General features: G+C 43.1%; 20 protein-coding genes, 1 tRNA gene and 1 other RNA gene. 5 read left to right on the plus strand and 17 right to left on the minus strand.

The features are described 5' to 3' along the window. Positions 1–90: 90 nt before the first annotated feature. Positions 91–888, minus strand: a complete 798-nt coding sequence (gene fdhD, locus AC1DVB_RS00305) for a formate dehydrogenase accessory sulfurtransferase FdhD (protein WP_048688085.1) — start codon at positions 886–888, stop codon at positions 91–93. Positions 889–942: 54 nt separating this feature from the next. Further along, entirely contained in the window at positions 943–1,305 is a 363-nt protein-coding gene (locus tag AC1DVB_RS00310) for a Na-translocating system protein MpsC family protein (protein ID WP_048688083.1), read from the minus strand. A gap of 333 nt (positions 1,306–1,638) precedes the next feature. On the opposite strand from AC1DVB_RS00310, the gene fdhF reads away from it, so the two are divergent. Beyond that, positions 1,639–4,578: a formate dehydrogenase subunit alpha gene (gene fdhF, locus AC1DVB_RS00315; protein ID WP_477587752.1), complete on the plus strand. Its 2,940-nt coding sequence runs from the start codon at positions 1,639–1,641 to the stop codon at positions 4,576–4,578. Positions 4,579–4,596: 18 nt separating this feature from the next. Then, positions 4,597–5,073, plus strand: a complete 477-nt coding sequence (locus AC1DVB_RS00320; RefSeq protein WP_477587754.1) for a helical membrane plugin domain-containing protein — start codon at positions 4,597–4,599, stop codon at positions 5,071–5,073. Positions 5,074–5,289: 216 nt separating this feature from the next. Here the strand turns inward: AC1DVB_RS00320 and AC1DVB_RS00325 are convergent, their stop codons facing one another. The 6 genes from AC1DVB_RS00325 to secG all read right to left on the minus strand — a co-directional run bounded on the left by AC1DVB_RS00325 (position 5,290) and on the right by secG (position 11,008). Then, positions 5,290–6,264, minus strand: coding sequence for a nuclease-related domain-containing protein (locus tag AC1DVB_RS00325; RefSeq protein ID WP_477587756.1), 975 nt, complete (start codon positions 6,262–6,264; stop codon positions 5,290–5,292). A 213-nt stretch (positions 6,265–6,477) separates the two neighbouring features. Further along, positions 6,478–6,839: a transfer-messenger RNA gene (gene ssrA, locus AC1DVB_RS00330) on the minus strand. Between the two features lie 123 nt (positions 6,840–6,962). After that, a complete protein-coding gene (gene smpB, locus AC1DVB_RS00335; RefSeq protein WP_034310006.1) occupies positions 6,963–7,430 on the minus strand; it encodes an SsrA-binding protein SmpB in 468 nt (155 codons plus the stop codon). 68 nt (positions 7,431–7,498) lie between these two features. Next, positions 7,499–9,856 (minus strand): ribonuclease R, encoded by a 2,358-nt coding sequence (gene rnr / locus AC1DVB_RS00340; protein ID WP_477587758.1) that lies wholly within the window; start codon positions 9,854–9,856, stop codon positions 7,499–7,501. A 30-nt stretch (positions 9,857–9,886) separates the two neighbouring features. Further along, the gene (locus AC1DVB_RS00345) at positions 9,887–10,633 is read right to left on the minus strand and encodes an alpha/beta hydrolase (RefSeq protein WP_034310002.1); all 747 of its coding nucleotides are present in this window, start codon (positions 10,631–10,633) and stop codon (positions 9,887–9,889) included. A gap of 141 nt (positions 10,634–10,774) precedes the next feature. Beyond that, positions 10,775–11,008: a preprotein translocase subunit SecG gene (secG, locus tag AC1DVB_RS00350; RefSeq protein WP_034309999.1), complete on the minus strand. Its 234-nt coding sequence runs from the start codon at positions 11,006–11,008 to the stop codon at positions 10,775–10,777. A gap of 177 nt (positions 11,009–11,185) precedes the next feature. Here secG and AC1DVB_RS00355 point away from each other — a divergent pair, with 177 nt between their 5' ends. Both AC1DVB_RS00355 and AC1DVB_RS00360 read left to right on the plus strand, forming a co-directional pair. Continuing rightward, a complete protein-coding gene (locus AC1DVB_RS00355) occupies positions 11,186–11,728 on the plus strand; it encodes a hypothetical protein (protein WP_057278104.1) in 543 nt (180 codons plus the stop codon). Positions 11,729–11,782: 54 nt separating this feature from the next. Continuing rightward, complete coding sequence (locus AC1DVB_RS00360) at positions 11,783–12,613, plus strand: M15 family metallopeptidase (RefSeq protein WP_477587760.1); 831 nt, start codon at positions 11,783–11,785, stop codon at positions 12,611–12,613. A gap of 169 nt (positions 12,614–12,782) precedes the next feature. Here the strand turns inward: AC1DVB_RS00360 and eno are convergent, their stop codons facing one another. The 9 genes from eno to AC1DVB_RS00405 form a co-directional block, all read right to left on the minus strand. Next, on the minus strand, positions 12,783–14,078 hold the full coding sequence (eno, locus tag AC1DVB_RS00365; protein WP_034309992.1) for a phosphopyruvate hydratase: 1,296 nt from the start codon (positions 14,076–14,078) through the stop codon (positions 12,783–12,785). 30 nt (positions 14,079–14,108) lie between these two features. Continuing rightward, the gene (gene gpmI, locus AC1DVB_RS00370; protein ID WP_034309990.1) at positions 14,109–15,644 is read right to left on the minus strand and encodes a 2,3-bisphosphoglycerate-independent phosphoglycerate mutase; all 1,536 of its coding nucleotides are present in this window, start codon (positions 15,642–15,644) and stop codon (positions 14,109–14,111) included. Continuing rightward, on the minus strand, positions 15,637–16,398 hold the full coding sequence (gene tpiA / locus AC1DVB_RS00375) for a triose-phosphate isomerase (protein ID WP_477587763.1): 762 nt from the start codon (positions 16,396–16,398) through the stop codon (positions 15,637–15,639). The genes gpmI and tpiA overlap by 8 nt, the downstream gene beginning before the upstream one ends. 46 nt (positions 16,399–16,444) lie before the next feature. Next, positions 16,445–17,629: a phosphoglycerate kinase gene (locus AC1DVB_RS00380; RefSeq protein ID WP_477587765.1), complete on the minus strand. Its 1,185-nt coding sequence runs from the start codon at positions 17,627–17,629 to the stop codon at positions 16,445–16,447. A gap of 247 nt (positions 17,630–17,876) precedes the next feature. Further along, positions 17,877–18,884, minus strand: coding sequence for a type I glyceraldehyde-3-phosphate dehydrogenase (gene gap / locus AC1DVB_RS00385; RefSeq protein ID WP_034309982.1), 1,008 nt, complete (start codon positions 18,882–18,884; stop codon positions 17,877–17,879). A gap of 32 nt (positions 18,885–18,916) precedes the next feature. After that, positions 18,917–19,951, minus strand: coding sequence for a sugar-binding transcriptional regulator (locus AC1DVB_RS00390; protein ID WP_034309980.1), 1,035 nt, complete (start codon positions 19,949–19,951; stop codon positions 18,917–18,919). A gap of 139 nt (positions 19,952–20,090) precedes the next feature. Continuing rightward, positions 20,091–20,339: a glutaredoxin family protein gene (locus AC1DVB_RS00395; protein ID WP_377330560.1), complete on the minus strand. Its 249-nt coding sequence runs from the start codon at positions 20,337–20,339 to the stop codon at positions 20,091–20,093. Between the two features lie 9 nt (positions 20,340–20,348). Next, positions 20,349–21,686: an RNA polymerase factor sigma-54 gene (rpoN, locus tag AC1DVB_RS00400; RefSeq protein ID WP_454861941.1), complete on the minus strand. Its 1,338-nt coding sequence runs from the start codon at positions 21,684–21,686 to the stop codon at positions 20,349–20,351. 314 nt (positions 21,687–22,000) lie between these two features. After that, positions 22,001–22,072 (minus strand) — tRNA-Arg (locus tag AC1DVB_RS00405). A gap of 289 nt (positions 22,073–22,361) precedes the next feature. Between AC1DVB_RS00405 and clpP the strand changes: the two genes are divergently transcribed. Continuing rightward, positions 22,362–22,967 carry an ATP-dependent Clp endopeptidase proteolytic subunit ClpP gene (gene clpP, locus AC1DVB_RS00410; RefSeq protein WP_034309977.1) on the plus strand — a complete coding sequence of 202 codons (606 nt, stop codon included), beginning with the start codon at positions 22,362–22,364 and terminating at the stop codon, positions 22,965–22,967. The last annotated feature ends 99 nt before the right edge of the window (positions 22,968–23,066 follow it).

The following is a 23,066-nucleotide window of genomic DNA, read 5'->3' on the forward strand; positions in this document are numbered from 1 at the left end:
GGCCTGTTGGATATATCCTTTTACAAATACAAAAAAGCCCAGGCCAAACCGGCAGGACTTTCCGATAAGCATCCTTCCAGCGAAGGATGCTCAGTCATTCAATAGAATCCTTTCAGGACATGTGTAGATATTCAGTGAATCATTGCGAATGAACCCGACCGTCGTGATTCCCAATCCTTCAGCCAACTCCAAAGCCAATTCAGTTGGAGCGGACTTCGAGAGTATCAGTTCACAGCCGATTTTCGCCACTTTCAAAAGAATTTCCGATGAAATCCGGCCGCTGAACACGATAGCCTTCCCTTCCATCGAAATGCCATTTTTCAAGCAATGGCCGTATATTTTATCCAAGGCGTTATGCCGTCCGATGTCCATCCTGCTTAATACGAGCCCATTGGCATCACATAAAGCAGCATTGTGGACTCCGCCCGTATTCTGGAAAGTGACAGCAGAATTTTGTAAGTCCTTCATCAAGCGGAAGCAGTCATCAGGAGTCAGTTTCACCGAAACATCATCCATTTTCTTGGCAGTCAATGCATCATTTACAAAGACGAAACCTTGTCTGCTCATTCCGCAGCATGATGTAATATACCGCTTATTTTGAAAGTCCTGGAAGTAGGGATTCACTTTATCCGTCTTCACATGAACAAAGCCTTCTTTTTCCTGAACCCAGATTTCTTTTATCTCATCATATTTTTTGATGATTCCTTCCGAAGCCAAATAACCAATCACCATATCCTCGATGTATTCAGGTGTACAAACCATCGTGACGAATTCCTGGCCATTTATTTTGACAGTAACGGGATGCTCCGTTACGATCGCATCTTCCGTCCGCTCGATGTTACCTTTGGTTATCCGAATGATGTCCCTCTTGATTTCAATCGCTTTCATGTTCCCACTCCTTTTACTATCCAGGAGCCAATTGACCAAATGTAAGGAACATGGTCAATGCCCGTTGAGTTTGTCCGCTATATTCTTATCAAATACGAATACGGAAATCGCTATGTTCTCTTTGATTTTGATGTCTGAAAACAAATGGAGCAGTTTAGCTCCAACCAGATCTTCCATTCCATCAGGAGGACTCTCCGAATACACATCCTGAACCATTTTGGTTCGTGCAGAATGGACCATATCCCTTCCTTCTTCCGATCTTGATATGAACATTTCCGTAGGAGTCAAATTTCCATATAACGTAGAAACGGCCATATTTTCCACGAAAACCGTGTGTATGCGTTCTGGTCCTTTACCGAATAGTTCCTTGCGCAGCTTACGAATCATATCATTGAATTCATGGATAACTTTTGACACCGTGCGTCACTCCATTTCAAGAAAAATTAAGTTCTCAATTTTCTTATCATAAATCAACGCGAAGAAAAACGAAAGGGATTTGGGAATGATACCCTCTTTCCAGGATTGTTTCTTTTCATGATAAAAGGTATAATATCAATTATGAAAGTTGGGAGCATAATAGTGTACTGTTGTGTCCTATCTTTTTTAAAATTACCTATTATGGTATGGATTGGTATATTGGCAAGCTTTGCTATTAAACTATTCCACCATGACCTACATTTCCGTTCAGAGACGGAGGTGTAATCATGGTGGTTTTTTTGCGTCTTTTTGGCTATAAAAGGGGGAAATATAATGAGCGATTCAAACATCACCATCACAATCAACGGGAAGGCTTATACCGCTAATGAAGGTGCGACAATACTGGAGGTCATCAACCAAAATGAGATGGCCCATCCACAGATTTGTTATGTTCCTGAGGTGGACCCGATCCAAACATGCGACACATGCATCGTCGAAGTTAATGGGAAACTCGTCCGGTCATGTTCGACAAAAGCAGTGAGCGGCATGGATATAGCCTTGGACTCAAGCAAGGCAAAAGAAGCCCAAACCGAGGCCATGGACCGGATACTGGAAAACCATTCTTTATACTGTACTGTATGTGATAATAATAACGGAAATTGCAAACTACATAACACAGCAGAATTAATGGAAATTGAACACCAAAAATATCCTTATACACCGAAAGTGGAATTGGGTGCCGTCGATATGTCCCATCCATTTTACCGTTATGATGCCAATCAATGCATCGCATGCGGGCAATGTGTTGAAGTGTGCCAAAACCTTCAGGTCAACGAGACGCTGTCCATCGACTGGGAAGCAGAACGCCCTCGGGTAATATGGGATGAAGGAACGGAAATCAATAACTCATCTTGTGTAGGCTGCGGACAGTGTGTAACGATTTGTCCATGTAATGCATTAATGGAAAAATCGATGCTTGGCGAAGCTGGTTTCATGTCAGGCTTGAAAAACGATATGCTGGAACCGATGATAGACCTTGTCAAAGAAGTGGAACCTGGATACAGCGGGATTTTTGCCATTTCGGAGATTGAAGCGGCAATGCGAGAGACACGGACGAAGAAAACAAAAACGGTCTGTACGTTCTGTGGGGTAGGATGCACATTCGAAGTCTGGACAAAAGGCCGTAAAATCCTTAAAGTCCAACCTACTCATGAAGCACCCGTCAATGCGATATCCACATGTGTCAAAGGGAAATTCGGTTGGGACTTCGTAAATTCGGAAGAACGTTTGACAAAGCCCCTGATTCGGAAAAACGGAAGATTCGTTGAATCAAGCTGGGATGAAGCACTTGATTTGGTTGCGTCCAGACTGGGTTCGATCAAACAGCAATACGGCGGAAATTCAGTAGGCTTCATTTCCTCATCCAAGATCACGAACGAAGAAAACTATGTCATTCAAAAACTGGCACGGCAAATGTTCGAAACAAATAACGTCGATAACTGCTCGCGTTACTGTCAATCCCCGGCAACAGACGGACTGTTCCGTACAGTCGGCATGGGCGGAGATGCTGGTACTATCAAGGATATCGCCGCAGCAGGACTTGTCATCATCGTTGGGGCCAACCCGGCAGAAGGACATCCCGTACTGGCGACACGCGTTAAACGGGCACATAAGCTTCACGGACAAAAGCTGATTGTAGCTGACATCCGTAAAAACGAAATGGCAGAACGTTCCGACATCCATATCAGCCCAAAACAAGGAACGGATCAAGTCTGGTTGATGGCGGTTACAAAATATATGATCGATCAAGGCTGGCATGATCAAGAATTCATCAATGAAAATGTTAACTTCTTCGACGATTATAAAGAAGTACTAGAGAAATATACCCTGGAATATGCAGAAACACATACAGGTATTTCTAAAGAAACATTGATCCAAATAGCTGAGGCCATTCGCGATGCAGACGGTACATGCATTCTTTGGGGTATGGGCGTAACACAAAACACCGGTGCCTCCGATACTTCGGCGGCTATTTCCAACCTGCTATTGGCTACGGGTAACTACCGTCGTCCAGGAGCGGGAGCCTATCCGCTTCGCGGCCACAACAATGTACAGGGCGCTTGCGATATGGGTACCCTTCCAACATGGCTTCCGGGATATCAGCATGTTACCGATGACGTGGCACGTGCTAAATTCGAAAAAGCTTATGGAGTGAAAATCGCTGGCCAACCAGGCTTGAACAATATTGAAATGCTTAAAGCGATAGAAAAAGGCGACATGAAGGCGATGTATCTTGTAGGTGAAGATATGGCACTAGTTGACGCGGATGCCAACCATGTCGATAAAGTGTTATCCGGATTGGACTTCTTTGTTGTCCAGGATATTTTCCTTTCAAGGACAGCCCAATATGCCGACGTGGTATTGCCCGGAGCTCCATCTCTTGAAAAAGACGGAACGTTCACCAATACGGAGCGCCGTGTACAGCGATTATATAAAGCCCTTCCCACTATGGGAGATTCTAAGGCGGACTGGGAAATCACCCAAGAAATCGCCAACCGCTTAGGTGCGAATTGGAATTACTCTCACCCTGGTGAAATCTATGACGAAATGGCAAGCCTGTCACCGATATTCAGCCAAGCGAATTACGAAGTGCTGGAAGGATGGAACAGCTTCCTCTGGGGGAGCCATGATGGATCAAGCACGCCCCTTCTTTATGTAGATGGCTTCAACTTCCCTGATAAAAAAGCGCGCTTTGCACTGGCTGACTGGGTGGAACCTCATAAATTCCCGGAAGAATATGACCTTCATATCAATAATGGACGCATGCTGGAGCATTTCCATGAAGGCAATATGACGAACAAGTCCAATGGAATCCAATCGAAAGTACCTGATATTTTCGTCGAGGTTTCACCAGAACTTGCCAAAGAACGTAAAGTCAGTGATGGCGGACTCGTTCGCTTGGTGTCTCCATTCGGGGCCGTTAAGTTAAAAGCATTGATCACAGACCGTGTTAAAAATAATGAGCTATTTTTACCGATGAACTCCGTCGATAAAGACTCTGCCATTAACTTCCTGACCGGTCCCATCTATGATCGACGCACAAGCACGCCTGCTTACAAACAGACGATGGTCCGCATGGAAGTATTAAGCGCAAGCGGAGACGTTCCATTACCGGGTACCAATCCACGGAACAAAAAACGTCATCCTCAAAATGGTGTCGAGGTTGAACGTAAGTGGGCCCGTCCAGGGTATGTTCACTTAACGGATAATTAAACAAGGAGGGTGAAGATCATGGCAGCTCCTATAACGGAAATCCATAATCCCATTACTGAGGAAGAGATAAAGCTACAAAAACTGGAGGAACTGAAAACGCTGATCACCGATAATGAAGATGCCTTGAACAATATGTTTAAAATCGTCAATGAACTGAATGACTCGGGAGTATTCGAAGCCGCGACCTCCATGCTTCAAGGAAAAGAACAAATTGCGAAAATCGCACTTCAACAAATCACAAGGCAACCTGTAACAAACCTGATCAATACCCTTATGGGTGCAACAGGAGCCTTGATGAACGCCGATGCCTCACAATCCACGAAACTGCTGAACAGTGCACTTGCAGGAATCGATGAAGGAAACAAATTCCTTCAGGCCGATAAGAAGATCGGCGTTCTGGAATTAATGAAAACATTGAATGATCCAGACATAAACAGGGCAATCGGCTTTGGCGTCCACTTCCTCAAGGGAATGGGCAAGGAATTAAAAGAATAGAAACGGAACAAAGACTCAAGAGAAGCTTCTTTTGAGTCTTTTTCTATCATAGGGCTTAGTTGCTGCAAAACTGCTGAAAGTGCAGCGTTGGATAAGATTAGCATTGGAGTGGATGTGTAATGAATCGGAAAGAAAAAATTAAGGGCAAAAGAATTACATCTAGTCTCAGTAAAAATTTTCAAAATGTTGATGTGAATATAAAGAAACGAGTTAAAGTCATTCATCAAAATTCAGTCTGTACACCCTTCCCTTATTCGCACCACTGCTTGTCAGATTCAATGATTGCAAGATCCTCGTTGCACTGGATGAAGAGGAAATGTTTAAAAAGTTCCTCAACTGCCGATTCGTTATGGTCGAGCCTAATAGATAAAAATAATCTTGTAAAGCCGGGATATGTGCTTTTTTACTGGAGAGTTGGCATTGATTGCAAAGCCATGTGCCATGTCTTCTAAATAATTTATTACCCTTACAATTCTCACAAATCACTCCTTTAATTAGGTCCTTTTCGGTAAGATTGTATCGTTCCAGAATGGAAAAGTCCGCATCGATGTGGTGTTTATTCATTACGCGAATTGCTTTCTTCAAATCTTTCTCACTAAAACTGGATTCTGTTATGGAATGCTCCATTTGATTAATTTTATCGGGAAGTGCATCACGATGGATAACTTTATAGTGGAGTTCATGGTTTTCAAGGGCTGTACGGATGATGGTTTGGGGATTACTGATGACAATCAATGAAAGGATGGGCAGTGAGGGAAAACCGTTTTTCAAGAACCAATTGGTCAATTGTGATTCCTGGCGGCTGACTTGAATAATGGGATCTGGAAAGGCCGTTTCTTTTCCTTCTTTCATTCGAATGAGCTGATTGAAATGCGGATCAAAATAGATCGACCCTGCAATGTTCTTCACTTCAATGATAAGCCCATATTTCTTGGAGATTAATAAGGTATCCAGTTGAAAAAATCGGGATTGATCCTGAAGCCTTAAATCGTGGAAGATGAAATGGCTTTTCGGTTCAAGAAAGCTTAATGGAAAATCAATGGAACATTCCCCTTTATAGCCCGCTTCCCTTTTTTTGAGATCATTCATGATTAAGGGAACTTTAGGGTGATTCGGAGGAAGCCTGCACGCTAATGCACGTAATTTGCGGACGGCAAGAGGAACTTTTCGCTTTTTTACAATCAATTTCATCGCTCCAATCCTATTTTCTTCAAAAGGATTCTACAGAAAATGATGGAAACTGTACAGTTTATCTGCGAAATCGGGAATATATCTTCGAAACTGGAGATATATCAACGAAAAATCCTGATATATCTGCGAATTATTCGATTTATCGATTTTTCGACAAAAACCACGAAAAAAAACCAAATAAAAAACCAAATAAAAAACCACCAATATATGTATTGGTGGAGACGGTGGGAGTCGAACCCACGTCCAGACATAACGGCACTTAAGCTTCTACGAGTGTAGTCGATATATTCGCATTTCGCGAACTCATTAGCCTATCGACAGGCGGCAGAGCAGCTAGTCTGATTGGTCTCTTCCTTCATCCTCAGACGGTGGATTCCGGCGTATCCCACTTAGAGTGAGTCCCTTACCCTACCACGTGGGCCATGGAGGGAGGAACAGCTATCGACTGTTATTAAGCAGCGAAAGCTAGGTTGTTGTTTTGTTTGCCAGTTATAGGCGTTGACGTTTTAACGAGGCCGATCCCCTCGACTCGCAACTTAAGCTCGAACTATCCCTGTCGAATCCGTAACGTCCCCATGATATAAATGGAGCGTACGAGAGAAGAATAGTCAGCAAGTTGGCTGATATTCAATTGTCATCGGTACAGGATTAATTATAACAGATTGGTTCAAAAAATCAATTGTAAGGTCTTGGCAGTTCTACATCTTCTGACGATCACGGAAAGCACGTTCAATATCACGCTTCGCTTCCTTCTTCTTCAGGTCATCACGCTTGTCATATTGTTTCTTCCCTTTTCCAAGTCCGATTAAAACTTTGGCAAAGCCATTCTTTAAATACATTTTCAACGGGACGATGGTGTAACCTGTTACCTTTGTTTCCCCGATCAGTTTACTGATTTCTTTCTTATGCAAAAGAAGCTTCCGTGTCCGTAACGGATCATGGTTAAACTGGTTTCCCTGCTCATAAGGGCTGACATGCATATTATGAAGATAAACTTCACCATTTTCTATTTTAGCGAAGGCATCCTTCAAATTCACTCGGGCCGCACGGATTGCTTTGATTTCGGTCCCTTTTAAAACGATTCCTGCTTCAAACGTTTGTTCAATAAAGAAATCATGATACGCTTTTTTATTTTGTGCTAGTTGTTTACCTGAGCCTTTTGGCATCTAACTCTCCCCTTTTTTACATCCAATCGCGGCGAGAGGATGTAATGATCATCCCCCCGCCTGAATCTTTATCTCTTTTTTGGTTTTCTCTTGCGCTTGGCAGCTGGCGCATTTTCAAAGAATTTTTTCTTCTTTTTCGATTTTCTTCCAGAAGAAGTCGAATCTCCATTACGGTCGCCGCCTTTTCCTTCCTTACGTCCCCCATTACCGCCTCGGCCGCGTTTGCGTTCACCTGAATTGGCTTTGAATATTTTCTTCTCGCCGGATGGACGCGGACGGCTTACCTTCATGCCGATAATTTCAAAATCGATGGCGCGTTCCTCTTTATTGACGTTGGAAACCCGTACGTTGATTTCATCGCCAATCCGGAACACATTACCGGTACGTTCCCCGATCATTGCAAGCTGACGCTCATCGAAGCGATAATAATCATCCGTCATGAAAGAGACATGGACAAGTCCTTCAATCGTGTTCGGCAACTCGACGAACATCCCGAAATTGGTGACTGAACCAATGATCCCGGTATATTCCTCGCCGATTTTATCCAGCATGTATTCCGCTTTTTTCAGATCATCCGTTTCCCGCTCGGCATCGACTGAGCGACGTTCACGTTTCGATGTATGATCGGCAATCTCAGGTAAATTGGCATTCCATTTTTCCTTCGTAGCTTCATCCATTTTACCTTCCACCAAGTAGGTCCTGATCAGCCTGTGCACGATCAAATCCGGGTAACGGCGAATCGGCGATGTGAAATGTGTATAAAACTCAGCAGATAAACCAAAGTGGCCTAAGCTCTCCGGATCATATTTCGCCTGTTGCATGGAACGAAGCATGACGGTGGATATGACCGTTTCTTCCGGCTTACCGGCAACCGCCTCAATGATTTCCTGTAACGCCTTAGGATGGACGTCATTGGCCGATCCCCTTACAATGTATCCGAAGTTCGTAATGAATTCGAAGAATCGCTGCAGTTTTTCCGGCTTTGGATCTTCATGAATACGGTAAATGAACGGTAGGTCAAGACGGTGGAAATGCTCAGCAACGGTTTCATTAGCTGCAAGCATGAACTCTTCAATCAGCTTTTCCGCAACCGACCTTTCACGTAAAACCACATCAGTCGGATGGCCCTCTTCATCAACGATGACTCTTGCTTCATTGAAATCAAAGTCGATCGCACCGCGGTTCATCCGGTTCTTGCGAAGGATGGCCGCTAACTTCTCCATGTCCTGGAACATTGGCACCAACGCTTCATAGCGTTCAAGCTGTTCTTCATCTTTATCGACAAGGATTTTGTTCACATTGCCATATGTCATACGTTCCGTCGTCTTAATGACACTTTCAAAAATATCATGGTTGACGACTTTGCCATCCGGCGTGATTTCCATTTCACATGAGAGTGTAAAACGATCGACTTGTGGGTTCAGGGAACAAATGCCATTCGATAAACGATGCGGGATCATCGGGATGACCCTGTCCACCAAATACACGCTCGTCCCTCTTTCCAGGGCTTCCTTATCGATTGGAGAACCTTCCTTCACGTAATGACTGACATCAGCAATATGAACGCCCAGCTTGTAATTGCCATTCTCAAGCTTGGAAACAGTGACGGCATCATCCAGATCCTTTGCATCCGCTCCATCAATCGTAACCAAAACATCATTACGCAAGTCCCTGCGGTTGCCAATTTCACTTTCTTGAATGGTATCGGAAACGGCATTGGCCTGCTCCATGACGTCATCCGGGAACTCCATCGGCAAACCATACTTATGGATCACGGAAAGAATATCCACACCAGGATCATTTTTATGGCCAAGAATCTCAATGACTTCACCTTCGGCACTTATGCGTCCCTCGGGATAAGAAGTAAGCTTGACGACAACCTTATGTCCCTCTACCGCTCCATGTGAAGCATGCTGTGGAATGAAGATATCGTTTGCGATCTTTTTATCATCAGGGATGACGAAACCAAAACTTTTACTTTCGGAGTATGTACCGACCACTTGTGTAATTCCGCGTTCAAGTATTCTGATGACCGTGCCTTCTTGCCTTGAGCCCGATGTTTCCGAAGATACCCGTACCATGACGACATCTCCATGCATCGCTGTGCCCGTTTCATTTGGCGGAATGAAAATATCATCCATTCCCGGGTTGTCTTCAGGTGTGACAAAGGCAAACCCCTTTGCGTGCCCCGTTAATTTACCGCGGAACAAATTCATTTTTTGCGGCAGGCCGTAACGATTGCTCCTCGTTCTGACCACCAATCCCTTTTCTTCCATTTTTACTAAAGCCTTAACGAAATTCTTGAAATCTGCCGAGTCTTCGATTTTCAAAGCCTCTTCCAGTTCTTGTACCGTTAGCGGCTTATACGCTTCATCCGTCATGTATGTCAGAAGCTTATTAATATGTTCTTGAATGTTATCTTCCATGAAAACCCTCCTATTCAGGGTATATTTTTGTTATTCGGACCAATCCAGGCTTTCTAAAAATTCCAATACATCTTCATGCAGCTCGTCTTTTTCTTTATCAAGGGTTATGACATGACCGGATTCTTCATACCACTTGATTTTTTTTACCGGTGATTCTATGGAATCAATAATAATATCGGCACTTTTTGGATTGATAACATCATCATGCCGGCCCTGCACGACAAATGTCGGAGCGTAAATAAGATCGACGTGCTCCCGTACATCCGTTATCAATTCCTGAAGGGCTTTCAATGTATTCATCGGTTTATCGGCAAGGAGGTCCATTTCAAGCTCTATTTGCTCTTGAGTTTTTCCTTCATACTTCTTAAATTCTCTGGCGTACTCCAATACTCCTTTAAACATCATTTCTTCACTTTTGATATACATAGGCGCACACATTGTTACGATACCCTTTATAGGTACAGTGTAACCTAATTTAAGAGAAAATACGCCTCCTAATGAGAGTCCGGCAACAGCAATTTCTTCATGGCCTTTGCTTTTCAGGAAATCATAGCCCATCATGACATCTTTCCACCAATCTTCCGGACCTGTTTTCACCAACTCCTCTGGGGGAACGCCATGCCCTTCATAGTGCGGGGCATGGCAGGTGTATCCCTGTTTCTCCAAGTAACGGCCCAGCATCCGTACATCCGCTGAATTCCCCGTGAACCCATGTAAAAGTAAGACAGCCCTTTTTCCGCCTTCAAAAGTAAAGGGCTGCTGCAGCTTGATTTTCATGACCTTAAACTCCTTTATCAGTAAATAGAATTTTAAAAAATCCCTATCCTATAATTAAGTACTAAAATCACTATATCTATTCATGCAACTATTGTGCAAAGAAAAAAGCCTAGCTATTTAGCTAGACTCATTTTTGATCCATTACACATCAAAGTATGCAACAAGTAAAGTTAAAGCAAAGAATAGAATCGCCAATACTATTGTCGCACGATGTAAAACCAGGTCCAAACCGCGTGCCTTTTGCTTTCCGAATAACTGCTCAGCACCGCCGGCAATCGCACCTGATAAACCTGCACTCTTACCTGATTGAAGCAATACCGTCACAATGAGGGCGATACTGACAATCACTAAAAGCGTTATGAGAAATGCATGCATGCAATTACACCTCCTGAAGAACCAATAAACAATTACTTTAACTTTACCACACCCAATAAATATCCACAATCTTTGTTATACTATGATGGTAAGAATTCCTAAAAACCCATAGTCATTTATTTTCTTTTTGAATCAAAGTTTGAGATAATTTGCATAAATAGAGAAAGAGGTGTCAACATGTTTAAGTCCATACTACGGATTCTTGATCTCCTGACCATCCTATTCTCGGCGGTTGCCGGCTATTCTTTATGGGCAGGCGGAAGCAATTTCATCAGCGTCCTATTAATCATCCTATCACCGCTTCTATTGCTGCTGGCAAAGTATCACGGAAATCGATACTTATTATTTGCTGCATATATCACGACAACCGTTTATTTTACTGCTATTATTTATAATGGACTTTCCAATAGCGGTATCGACTTTTTCCAATCAAGCTTCCATGTCCTCCTGATCGGGGCAGCAGCCGCCTTGCTGAGCGTCATAGCGGCGGTCATTGGGTTCGGGACCAATACCCTTACGATTCTTTGGTTATCGCTTCACGCCCTTGTCACATTCGAGACAATCAGGATGTCATCCGGTTTCCTTTCGAGCTTTTGGTCTGATCCCGTCGTGGAAACAGCAATCCGTAACGATTATCCATTTTTACTGATGGTCGTCTGGATTGGCTTATTTCTTGATAAATATCAAAGTGAATTAACAAGGGATTACTTATCACGATAATTTTCAAAACTACTTTTATTGGAAATCTTATATTAAAAGCAAGGGGCCTTTCATATGTTAAAACCTATATTTGCAGCAACCGCTCTATCATCTTTCATTCTGATGGCTGGCTGTTCATCCAACCTGACCAGTGAGCATGAAAAAGAGCAAAAAGAAGAACAACCGAGCTCCCAGGAGACTGAGAAGGAGACTGAGACCGACAAGAATAATGATTCAAAAGAATCGGCCCAGCGCCAGGTGGAAGTTGATGAAACGGCTAAACCCGGACAGGCTGGCCTTCAGACATTAGCCCATCCGGAAGGCATTCCTGTACTTGTCAATAAACAATACAGCCTGCCTGAAGATTACAAACCTGCTGACCTTATCTACCCAAAAGTGGATTTCATCTTTCAAGATAAAATTGAAAAAAGAATGATGCGCGAAGAAGCGGGAAAGGCACTTGAAGTAATGTTCCAATCTGCCGAAAAAGAAAACATGCACTTTGCCGGCGTTTCCGCTTATCGCTCTCACCAAAGACAGATCGAGGTCTTTAATAACTATGTGGCTAAGGACGGGGAAGAAAAGGCGAAAACCTACAGTGCAATGCCTGGGACAAGCGAACATGAAACGGGCCTGGCTATTGATGTCACGACCCACGATGGGGCTTGCGCTGCCCAAGACTGCTTCGGTGATACGAATGAAGCTGCCTGGCTTGCTGAACATGCACATGAATACGGATTTATCATTCGCTACCCTGAAGGCAAGGAAAACATCACAGGTTATAAATACGAACCATGGCATATCCGCTATGTTGGTGTCGATGCCGCAACTGAAATCTTTGAAGCGAAGATTACATTAGAAGAATACTATAATGCCGTACCAGTGGAAGCTGTATCGAGTAAATAAAAAAAGGTGCCCGGATGCGGCACCTTTTTTTATATTAATCAAACGTTTGATTAAATCCTTTCAAGCTGGAAACAGTCACTGATTTATGGACATAAAAAACCTCCTATTCAATGTGGATGGCCACATTGAATAGGAGGGAAAATTTCTGTAATCCATCTTCTAGCAAAGATTACTTTTTCAAGTTATAGAAAGATTTCAAGCCGCCATATACAGCCAAGTCACCAAGTTGGTCTTCGATGCGAAGAAGTTGGTTGTATTTAGCGATACGGTCCGTACGGGACATGGAACCGGTTTTGATTTGTCCTGCGTTTGTTGCAACGGCGATATCAGCGATCGTTGCATCTTCCGTTTCACCTGAACGGTGGGAAACGACTGCAGTGTAGCCTGCGCGTTTAGCCATTTCGATTGCATCAAACGTTTCGGTCAGTGTACCAATTTGGTTCACTTTGATCAGGATGGAGTTACCGATGCCTTTTTCGATGCCTTCAGCCAATTTTTTCGTGTTCGTTACGAAAAGATCGTCACCAACAAGCTGAACTTTAGAACCGATGCGTTCAGTTAGAAGCTTGTGGCCATCCCAGTCATTTTCATCCAGGCCGTCTTCGATGGAGATAATAGGGAATTCATTCACTAGCTCTTCATAGAAAGCAACCATTTCTTCGGATGTAACACCATTGCGGCCTTCGCCTGCAAGATCATATTTGCCTGTTTCTTTGTTATAGAATTCAGATGAAGCCACGTCCATGCCAAGGTAGATATCTTCGCCTGCTTTGTAGCCAGCTTTTTCAATTGCCTCGATGATGACTTGAAGCGCTTCACGGTTTGAACCAAGGTTTGGCGCAAAGCCGCCTTCATCGCCGACTGCCGTATTCAAGCCTTTGGCTGAAAGGACAGATTTCAAGGCATGGAATACTTCTGCACCCATACGAACTGCTTCTTTGAAGCTAGGAGCTCCTACAGGAAGGATCATGAATTCCTGGAAGTCAACATTGTTATCGGCATGTGATCCGCCGTTAATGATGTTCATCATTGGAGTCGGAAGTTGTTTCGCATTGAACCCACCAAGGTAACGATACAATGGTAAACCAGAAAATTCCGCAGCGGCATGGGCAGCAGCCATTGATACGCCAAGGATTGCATTTGCTCCCAAGTTTCCTTTGTTTTCTGTGCCATCCAATTCAATCATAGTAAGGTCAAGGCCTGCTTGGTTCGTTACATCCAAACCGATGACAGCTTCAGCAATGATATCATTTACATTATCGACTGCTTTTTGTACCCCTTTACCCAGGTAGCGAGATTTATCCCCGTCACGAAGCTCAACCGCTTCGTGTTCTCCTGTTGAAGCACCTGATGGTACGATTGCACGTCCGAAGTATCCGGACTCTGTTTGGATTTCTACTTCTATTGTTGGGTTACCACGTGAATCTAGCACTTCGCGTGCATATACATGTTCGATGTACGGCATTATAAATCTCTCCTTTTCCTATTCACAATTTTATTTAGATAATAGGGATTCCCCTGTCATTTCAACAGGTTTTTCGACTCCAAGCAAATCAAGCATCGTTGGAGCTAAATCGCCTAAGATACCACCTGTTCTTAATGTTACCTGATTTTTAGTGATAATGACAGGAACGGGATTCGTAGTATGGGCTGTCATCGGGTTGCCTTCTAGCGTTACCACTTCATCAGCATTCCCATGGTCAGCGGTGATGATCGCTGTACCGCCTTTTGAGACGATTAAATCGACAATCCTGCCTAGGCATTCATCCACTGTTTCAATCGCTTTAATGGTAGGCTCAAGCATCCCTGAATGACCGACCATATCCGGGTTGGCAAAATTCAAGAGAATGGCATCAAAACGGTCAGCCTCAATTTGTTCCACCAATGCATCCGTCACTTCATAAGCACTCATTTCCGGTTGTAAATCATATGTAGCGACTTTCGGAGAATTAATTAAAATCCTCTCTTCACCAGGAAACTTCTCTTCACGTCCGCCGCTCATGAAAAACGTCACATGCGGATATTTTTCAGTTTCGGCGATACGAAGCTGGGTAAGCTGGTTTTGGGAAAGTACTTCCCCTAATGTATTATCAAGATTTGTCGGATTAAATGCAACATATCCGTCAACTGTTTCTGAAAAATGTGTCAAGCAGACAAAATGGAGATGCTTCGGATGTCCAGGACCGCGGTCAAATGAGCGGAAATCCTCATTCGTGAACGTATTGGAAATCTGGATCGCCCGGTCTGGACGGAAGTTATAAAAGATTACGGCATCATCATCTTTAATCGTTGCCACCGGTTTACCGTCTTCCGCCGTTATGACTGAAGGTATCACGAACTCGTCGAAAATTCCATGTTCATACGAATCCTCGACACATTCCATCGCAGAAGAGTAAGCAGGGCCATCACCATACACCATCGAACGGTAGGATTTCTCCACACGTTCCCAGCGCTTATCACGGTCCATTGAATAATATCTTCCGGAAATGGTCGCAAACTGACCAACACCGATTTCCTTCATTTTCGCTTCCGCTTCCTTAATATAACCCTGTGCCGTTTTCGGTCCGACATCACGGCCATCTAAAAATGCATGTACATATACATTTTTAACGCCTTCTTTAGCGGCCAATTTCAAAAGGGCATACATATGATCGATATGACTATGCACGCCGCCATCTGAAAGAAGACCGAAAAGATGAAGGTCCGTGCCTTTTTTCTTGGTATGGCTCATGGCATCGACCAAAGTTGGGTTTTGTGCAAACTCACCTTCACGTATTGCCAGGTTCACACGGGTCAGGCTTTGATAAACGATCCGTCCTGCCCCGATATTCAAATGGCCCACTTCCGAGTTCCCCATTTGACCGGCAGGCAAGCCGACCGCTTCCCCGCTTGCAGTTAAATGGGAGTGCGGATACTGTTCCCAATATCGGTCAAAGTTCGGTTTTTTCGCATGAAAAACAGCATTACCCTTTTCTTCGTTACGGCAGCCAAAACCGTCTAAGATGATAAGTGCCACAGGCGACTTACTCATAGTGACCAGCCTCCAGCAATTGTAAAAATGAACCGGATTTCAAGCTAGCACCGCCAACCAATGCACCGTCTATATCAGGTTGTGCCATGTACTCTTTAATATTTTCAGGTTTTACACTGCCACCGTACTGAATGCGGATGGCTGCAGCTGCTTCATTTGAAAATTTGTCGGCAACGACTGAGCGGATATGCGCACAAACTTCGTTAGCATCTTGAGTAGATGACGATTTTCCTGTTCCAATCGCCCAAATCGGCTCATAAGCAATAACGGCTTGTTTCAATTGATCGTCAGATAATCCTGCTAGGCCTTTCTCAATCTGGCTGCCTACGAAATCATTCGTTTCGCCAGCTTCCCTTTGCTCAAGTGTTTCACCGCAGCAAACGATCGGGGTCAACTGGTGGGCAAAAGCGGCATGAGCTTTTTTATTAACGGCTTCATCCGTTTCGTTGAACATTTCCCTGCGCTCAGAATGACCAAGTATGACGTAGGATACCCCAAAATCAGCCAAGGCGATTGGGCTGATTTCTCCTGTGAAAGCACCGCTTTCTTCAAAGTGCATGTTCTGTGCCCCGATTTTCACATCGGTTCCTTTTGCTGCTTGAACGAGCTGATCCAAAAATAAAGCTGGAGCACATACAACCGTATCGATTACATCTTGCTTCGGAATCAAATTGCTCACTTCTTCTAAAAAGGCAGTCGCTTCAGATAGTGTTTTATTCATTTTCCAGTTTCCTGCAATAATCGGTTTACGCATTTGGTTTCTCATCCCTTCTAATGTTGAAATATGTAACGGTTCAATCTTATTTATCGTTCAAGGCTACAACGCCAGGCAACTCTTTGCCTTCCATGAACTCAAGAGATGCACCGCCGCCAGTTGAAATATGGGACATCTTTTCTGCCAGTCCAAACTTTTCTGCAGCTGCGGCCGAATCCCCTCCGCCAACAATGCTATACGTATCCTTTGCTTCCGCCAAGGCTTGAGCAACGGTTCTCGTTCCATTCGCAAATTTATCGAACTCGAATACACCCATTGGTCCATTCCAAATGACAAGCTTGGAACCTTTGATTACATCCGCAAATAATTCACTTGTTTTTGGTCCGATATCAAGAGCCATTTTATCATTTGGAATAGCATCGATATCGACATTATCCGTCTCTGCATCAGGTGAAAATTCAGAAGTTACGACTGCATCGATAGGCAAGTGAAGTTTTACGCCTTTTTCTTTTGCACTTTCGATGAAAGATTTGGCCAATTCTATTTTGTCTTCTTCCAATAAAGAATTACCGATTTCATGACCTTGCGCTTTAATGAATGTGTAACCCAATCCACCACCAATGATCAAGTGATCGACTTTTTCCAAAAGGTTTTCGATAACGCCTATCTTATCCTTTACTTTTGCTCCGCCAATTATAGCTGTAAAAGGACGTTCTGGGTTGGATAGGGCTTTTCCAAGTACAGAAAGCTCTTTTTCCATCAGCAATCCAGCAACGGCCGGGAGATGGTGAGCTATTCCTTCAGTTGAAGCATGTGCACGGTGCGCAGCTCCGAATGCATCGTTAACATAAACATCAGCCAGTGCCGCAAATGACTTCGCCAATTCTTGATCGTTCTTCTCTTCTCCTGGATAGAAACGAACGTTTTCCAACAACAGGATCTCGCCATTTTGCATGTTTTCAATGATTGATTGAACGGTCTCGCCGTATGCTTCTTCTGCCTTTTGCACATCTTTGCCGCTAAGTTCGCTTAGTCTTTCCGCAACAGGTGCTAAACGCAATTCTTCTACGACTTGTCCTTTAGGACGGCCAAGATGGCTGGCTAAGATGACTTTTGCGCCTTGTTCTGTCAAATAGGAAATCGTCGGCAGTGCAGCCTTGATTCTCGTATCATCCGAGATCTTTCCGTCCTGCATCGGCACGTTGAAATCAACACGGCAAAATACGCGTTTCCCCTTTAATTCAATATCTTTAATTGACTTTTTATTCATAATCCAAGAACCTCCTTAGATATTGTTATCATATTTTTGATTCTTTTAGCCAAAAAGGGAGAGGGTAAATTTCCCAACTCCCCTTTTCTCTTTTTCATTATAGTCGGTTTCCAGGAAATTATCCAAAAACAAGAAATGTAAACGCTTGACTGATTAATGACTTACTAATAATATCATCTTCTGCCAAGTTTTTTTAGAGCTGTGATAAAAAAAACCTCACCTTGGTGAGGTTTTTTTATTATTCTAATTACAATCCTTTTTTAGCCAAATAGTCAATCAAATCAACAACACGGCTTGAATATCCTGTTTCATTATCATACCAAGATAATACTTTAACCATGTTTCCTTCCATTACCATTGTGGAAAGGGCATCGATTGTAGATGATGAGGGGTTACCGTTATAGTCAGTTGATACTAGCGGAAGTTCGCTGTACTCAAGGATTCCTTTTAATTCACCTTCAGAAGCCTTTTTGAATGCTGCATTAACTTCTTCAACTGTTGTGTCTTTTTCAAGTTCAGCAACAAGGTCGACAACAGACACGTTTGGAGTAGGTACACGCATTGCCATACCATTCAATTTCCCTTTAAGTTCAGGAAGGACAAGTGCAACAGCTTTTGCTGCCCCAGTTGTTGTAGGAATGATATTCTCGGCAGCTGCACGTGCACGACGGTAATCTTTATGAGGCAAATCAAGGATTTGCTGATCATTTGTATAAGAGTGAACAGTAGTCATCATACCGCGTTTGATTCCGAATTGTTCATGAAGCACTTTAGCAAATGGAGCTAAGCAGTTCGTTGTACAAGAAGCATTAGAGATTACATGGTGGTTTGCTGCATCATATTTGTCTTCGTTTACACCCATGACGATCGTGATATCTTCATCAGATGCAGGAGCAGAGATGATTACTTTTTTCGCGCCAGCTTCTAAATGCTTAGCTGCATCCGCACGTTTTGTGAAACGTCCAGTAGATTCCACAACTACTTCTACTCCCAGTTCACCCCATGCTAATTGTGCAGGATCACGTTCAGCCAATACTTTTACTTTGTGACCATCAACAACAAGGTAATCCCCATCAACTGCTACTTTTTCATTAAGAGATCCATGAATTGTATCGTATTGAAGAAGGTGCGCTAACATATTAGCATCCGTTAAGTCGTTAATAGCAACAATCTCTACCCCAGGATTACTCAATGCTGCACGAAATACATTACGTCCAATACGTCCAAAACCATTAATACCAACTTTTACTGCCATGAAAAATTCCTCCTTTTAAGTTCGCAAATATATTAAGGGGTGTAATTCCCCTGAATTAACTCTTGTGCCGCAGCTTCATCCGTGATCAAAACGGTCGATGAAGGTGCGCCTTTCATGTAGGAACGGATAGCCTTTGCTTTAGTTTTGCCACCTGCCACAGTTATCACTCGCTTTTCAGGGCTAAGATCATCTAACTGGATGCCGACTGTCAAAACTTTATGAACAACTTTGCCGTTTTCATCGTAATAATAACCGAATGCCTCTCCTACAGCATTTCCATCTAACAGCTTCTTTAACATTTCTGGAGAAGAATTTCTTCTCTCTGCCATCGCCATGGCATCACCGATTCCATGAATGATCATATCGGCAGACTTGATTTGGGAAATCACTTCTTTAATTGCAGGTTCCTTCTGAAATGATGCATAAACCTCACCGCTTAATTGATCGGGTACATATAACACTCTGTAGGAGGCTTGTGCCTTCTGTGCCATTTTTTCGACAATCGTATTGGCCTGATTCTGCACCGCTTCACCAATTCCCCCGCGGGCTGGGACAAATGTCAATTTCCTGGATGCTTCATCAGGTGACAACGAATTAGCCACTTCGGCCATTGTCGATCCGCCAGTAACCGCAATGATATTCTTTGAGTTCCATTCTCGTTTCATACGGTTTGCACAAGCTTTACCCAATTCTTTTTTCACCCATGGGGTTTCATCACAATTTCCTGAGACAATAATGACTTCATCCACTTGTAACAAATCCTGCAATTGCTTTTCCATTATGTCTATACCCATTACTTCACGCATTATTCCTTCTAACTTATCCAGGATTTCAATCCCTTCATCAGTCAGTGTCATGCCAGAGCTGAAGATGTTAACCAGGTTCTGACTTTTCAGAAAATCAACCTCGCCTCTAAGCGTCCGCTCTGTCAAATTAAGGCTCACGGACAGACTGCGCCTTCCAACCGGCTGCATCATTTTGATATAACGCAGGATATCATATCTTTTTTGCATAACCAAAAGGAAATCGGGCAATAATTTTCTTTGTACCTCGAGTAATGTACGCATATTTAAAACTCCTAAAAAGTTAAGTTGGACATTTAACGTCCCGCGTAGTCATTTTCTGTCCCACTTAAAACAAAAAAATATTCCTGCTACATATTTTATTCTAGCAGGAACGGAATGTTTCTTCAAATGATTTGAAAAATTATTTTTCCAAAAGCCTATTTAGAGCTGATTTATCAACGTTTCCGAACTGAACGATTTCATCTTTCCATTCAACGACAGGAATCATCAGCCCGAATCTCTCAAGCAAATCATCATCGGTATGGATATCGATTTCCTTATAGCCTATGCCTGACTCCACTTTCACTTCTTCGAGTACCTGCTTGGCTTTATCACATAACGGGCATTTATCCCTACTATATAAAACAAACGCGTTCGTTTCCAAAACCACTCATCCTTTTCAATCATATCTTTTTCGTTTAGATGAAGAAGGGATCCCTAATTGTTCCCGGTACTTGGCAACGGTTCGGCGTGCCAGGATAATTCCATGCTCTTCCTTCAGCCGTTCTGCCAAGTCTTGATCCGAAAGCGGCTTTTGTTTATTTTCCCCATTGATGGCTGCCTGGAGGCTCTTTTTCGCTTGCATGCCCGACATATCCTCATCAAGGCCGACCGACTGTAAAGAAGTAGTGAAAAATATCCGCATCTCTATCGTGCCAAATGGTGTCTGTACGTACTTCCCCTTAACCGCCCGGCTTACTGTGGACTCATGTATGCCAAGTTCGTCCGCGATTTCTTTCATCGTCATCGGCTTCAAATAGTTCAGGCCATGATGAAAGCACGCCGGCTGTTTTTCGACGATGCACTGAATAACCTTCAATATCGTTTCTTTTCTCTGTTGGATACCCCTGGAGATCCATTGGTATTCCTGCCACTTATCCTGGATAAACCGCTGAACTCCCTGATCCTTATGGCTCTTCATTCGGTTTAAATACCCTTTATCCACATTAAGGTTGGGTGTGTTACCATCATAATTCCCGACAAGCAGCATGCCATCCCGAACTTCCACGACCACATCCGGCACTATATAAGAAGGTTTTTCCTGAAAAAAGAGTGATGCCGGACGCGGGTTCAACGTCTGGACATAATCAAAGACCTCTTGAATCTCCTTCAGTGTAACACCGATTTTCTTACTTAGGTCTTTCCAGCGCTTTTCAGCAAAATCGAGGAAATGGTTTTCTATGATCGATTCTGCCAGCAGACTCTCCCCTTCTGCTTTCACTTGAAGCAAAAGGCACTCTTGAAGATTCCTCGCTCCGATGCCATGCGGTTCGAGTTCCTGTAAAATCGAGAGACACTCTTCCAAAACGGCCGGAGATATGCCTGGGATGCATATATCATCCAGCTGAGTCCTTAAGTAACCGTTTTCATCAAGGTTATGAATTAATAGAAGCATTGCCTTTTGCTGCTCACCGGAAAACTGCTGGTGATTCACTTGGGACATGATATGTTGTTCCAGCGATACGGTATCTTCACTGATCTGTTCAATCCAATAGTTGGCATCATACGTATTTTTAAGAGTCCGTTTACCTTTTTTGCGGTCAAAAGTTGGCTGAAATAAAGAAGATGTTGGCTGATCTATTGACAGTAATGGGTTCTCCACCATTTTATTTTCTAAAAAAGCCGATAGCTCCTGCGAGGAGTATTGCAGCAATGTAATAGCTTGCATGAGCTCCTGGGTCATTGCCATCTTTAATGTTTGCTGTTGAAAAAGTCCTGCTTTCATATTCATACTCATCGATTCATCCCTCCCCCACTCCATTTTACATTATCAGGAGAAAATTCTACACAAAAACCCATGAAAACGCTTACGATTTTTTTCTGAATAGTTTATTTGTTTTAAATACTATATGTTAGAAACGCAAATTTAACAACTACTTTTATTGAAAAATCACCATTTTTCAATAGTGTGGGCGAATATTTTCAAGACAGGACCGACATTACAGGATTCGATGGAATATTACGGAAAACGAGAAAATTCGGCAAAAATTTTAACTCTCCTAAAAATGACCAATAAAAAATCCCCCACTTTATTAAGCAGAAGATTGGTAATGCCCTCGGCAGGAATCGAACCTGCATTTCAAGCTTCGGAGGCTTGCGTTCTATCCGTTGCACTACGAGGGCGTAATAGAAAATATTTTTTCAACAGACTTCATTATATGATAGAATTCCCTCCTTTGCAAGGGTTATCAGGTTTAAAACTTTATCATTTGGGTATTATGGGTAATGTGGAAATTCATCCCTGTGCGGCATAATATATAAAACATTCTATCAGGAAGGAGCCTTAGCCAGAAAATTGTCGAACAAATTATCCATAATAGGGTTTGTTTTGTTTGACCTAAATTGACCAAAAAGTGTATCATACATACATAAAGAATTTAAATGATTCTCTTAATCGAAGGAGGAAATGAACATGAATTTAATTCCTACAGTTATCGAACAAACAAGTCGTGGGGAGCGTGCCTACGATATTTACTCCCGTTTATTAAAAGACCGGATCATTATGCTAGGAAGTGCAATTGACGATAATGTTTCCAACTCCATTGTTGCTCAATTACTATTTTTAGAAGCGGAAAATCCTGAAAAGGATATCACTCTATACATCAACAGCCCTGGCGGAAGCATCACTTCCGGTATGGCCATTTACGATACTATGCAATATATCAAACCTAATGTTTCGACAGTATGCATCGGTATGGCCGCTTCCATGGGTGCTTTCCTATTGGCCGCTGGCGAAAAAGGCAAACGTTATGCATTGCCAAACAGTGAAGTCATGATTCACCAACCACTTGGAGGAGCTCAAGGTCAAGCAACGGAAATTGAAATTGCTGCCCGCCGTATCCTTCACTTGAAAGATAAACTGAACCAAATCTTGGCAGAACGTACGGGACAACCTATCGAAGTCCTTCAAAGAGATACGGAACGTGATAACTTCATGACTTCCGAAAGAGCTCTTGAATATGGCTTGATTGACAAAGTCATCACGCGCAGCGTTCTTGATGATAAAAACTCTAAGTAATCCTGCAACAAAAGAAAGGCTCCGGACATCGCCATAAGCGACTTCCGGAGCCTTTTTTTCCATGATAAAAGAAAAGGATGCACATTTAGGCATCCCCTT

Source organism: Peribacillus sp. P4_D6 (assembly GCF_056401795.1).

Coding starts and splice junctions, on each gene's coding strand:
- gap (WP_034309982.1), bottom strand. CDS start 18,884: ATGGCAGTAAAAGTTGGTATTAATGGTTTTGGACGTATTGGACGTAAT.
- AC1DVB_RS00355 (WP_057278104.1), top strand. CDS start 11,186: ATGTTTAAGTCCATACTACGGATTCTTGATCTCCTGACCATCCTATTC.
- fdhD (WP_048688085.1), bottom strand. CDS start 888: ATGAAAGCGATTGAAATCAAGAGGGACATCATTCGGATAACCAAAGGT.
- rnr (WP_477587758.1), bottom strand. CDS start 9,856: ATGGAAGATAACATTCAAGAACATATTAATAAGCTTCTGACATACATG.
- AC1DVB_RS00360 (WP_477587760.1), top strand. CDS start 11,783: ATGTTAAAACCTATATTTGCAGCAACCGCTCTATCATCTTTCATTCTG.
- AC1DVB_RS00380 (WP_477587765.1), bottom strand. CDS start 17,629: ATGAATAAAAAGTCAATTAAAGATATTGAATTAAAGGGGAAACGCGTA.
- tpiA (WP_477587763.1), bottom strand. CDS start 16,398: ATGCGTAAACCGATTATTGCAGGAAACTGGAAAATGAATAAAACACTA.
- secG (WP_034309999.1), bottom strand. CDS start 11,008: ATGCATGCATTTCTCATAACGCTTTTAGTGATTGTCAGTATCGCCCTC.
- eno (WP_034309992.1), bottom strand. CDS start 14,078: ATGCCGTACATCGAACATGTATATGCACGCGAAGTGCTAGATTCACGT.
- AC1DVB_RS00390 (WP_034309980.1), bottom strand. CDS start 19,951: ATGCGTACATTACTCGAGGTACAAAGAAAATTATTGCCCGATTTCCTT.
- rpoN (WP_454861941.1), bottom strand. CDS start 21,686: ATGAGTATGAATATGAAAGCAGGACTTTTTCAACAGCAAACATTAAAG.
- fdhF (WP_477587752.1), top strand. CDS start 1,639: ATGAGCGATTCAAACATCACCATCACAATCAACGGGAAGGCTTATACC.
- smpB (WP_034310006.1), bottom strand. CDS start 7,430: ATGCCAAAAGGCTCAGGTAAACAACTAGCACAAAATAAAAAAGCGTAT.
- AC1DVB_RS00325 (WP_477587756.1), bottom strand. CDS start 6,264: ATGAAATTGATTGTAAAAAAGCGAAAAGTTCCTCTTGCCGTCCGCAAA.
- clpP (WP_034309977.1), top strand. CDS start 22,362: ATGAATTTAATTCCTACAGTTATCGAACAAACAAGTCGTGGGGAGCGT.
- AC1DVB_RS00345 (WP_034310002.1), bottom strand. CDS start 10,633: ATGAAAATCAAGCTGCAGCAGCCCTTTACTTTTGAAGGCGGAAAAAGG.
- AC1DVB_RS00320 (WP_477587754.1), top strand. CDS start 4,597: ATGGCAGCTCCTATAACGGAAATCCATAATCCCATTACTGAGGAAGAG.
- gpmI (WP_034309990.1), bottom strand. CDS start 15,644: ATGAGTAAGTCGCCTGTGGCACTTATCATCTTAGACGGTTTTGGCTGC.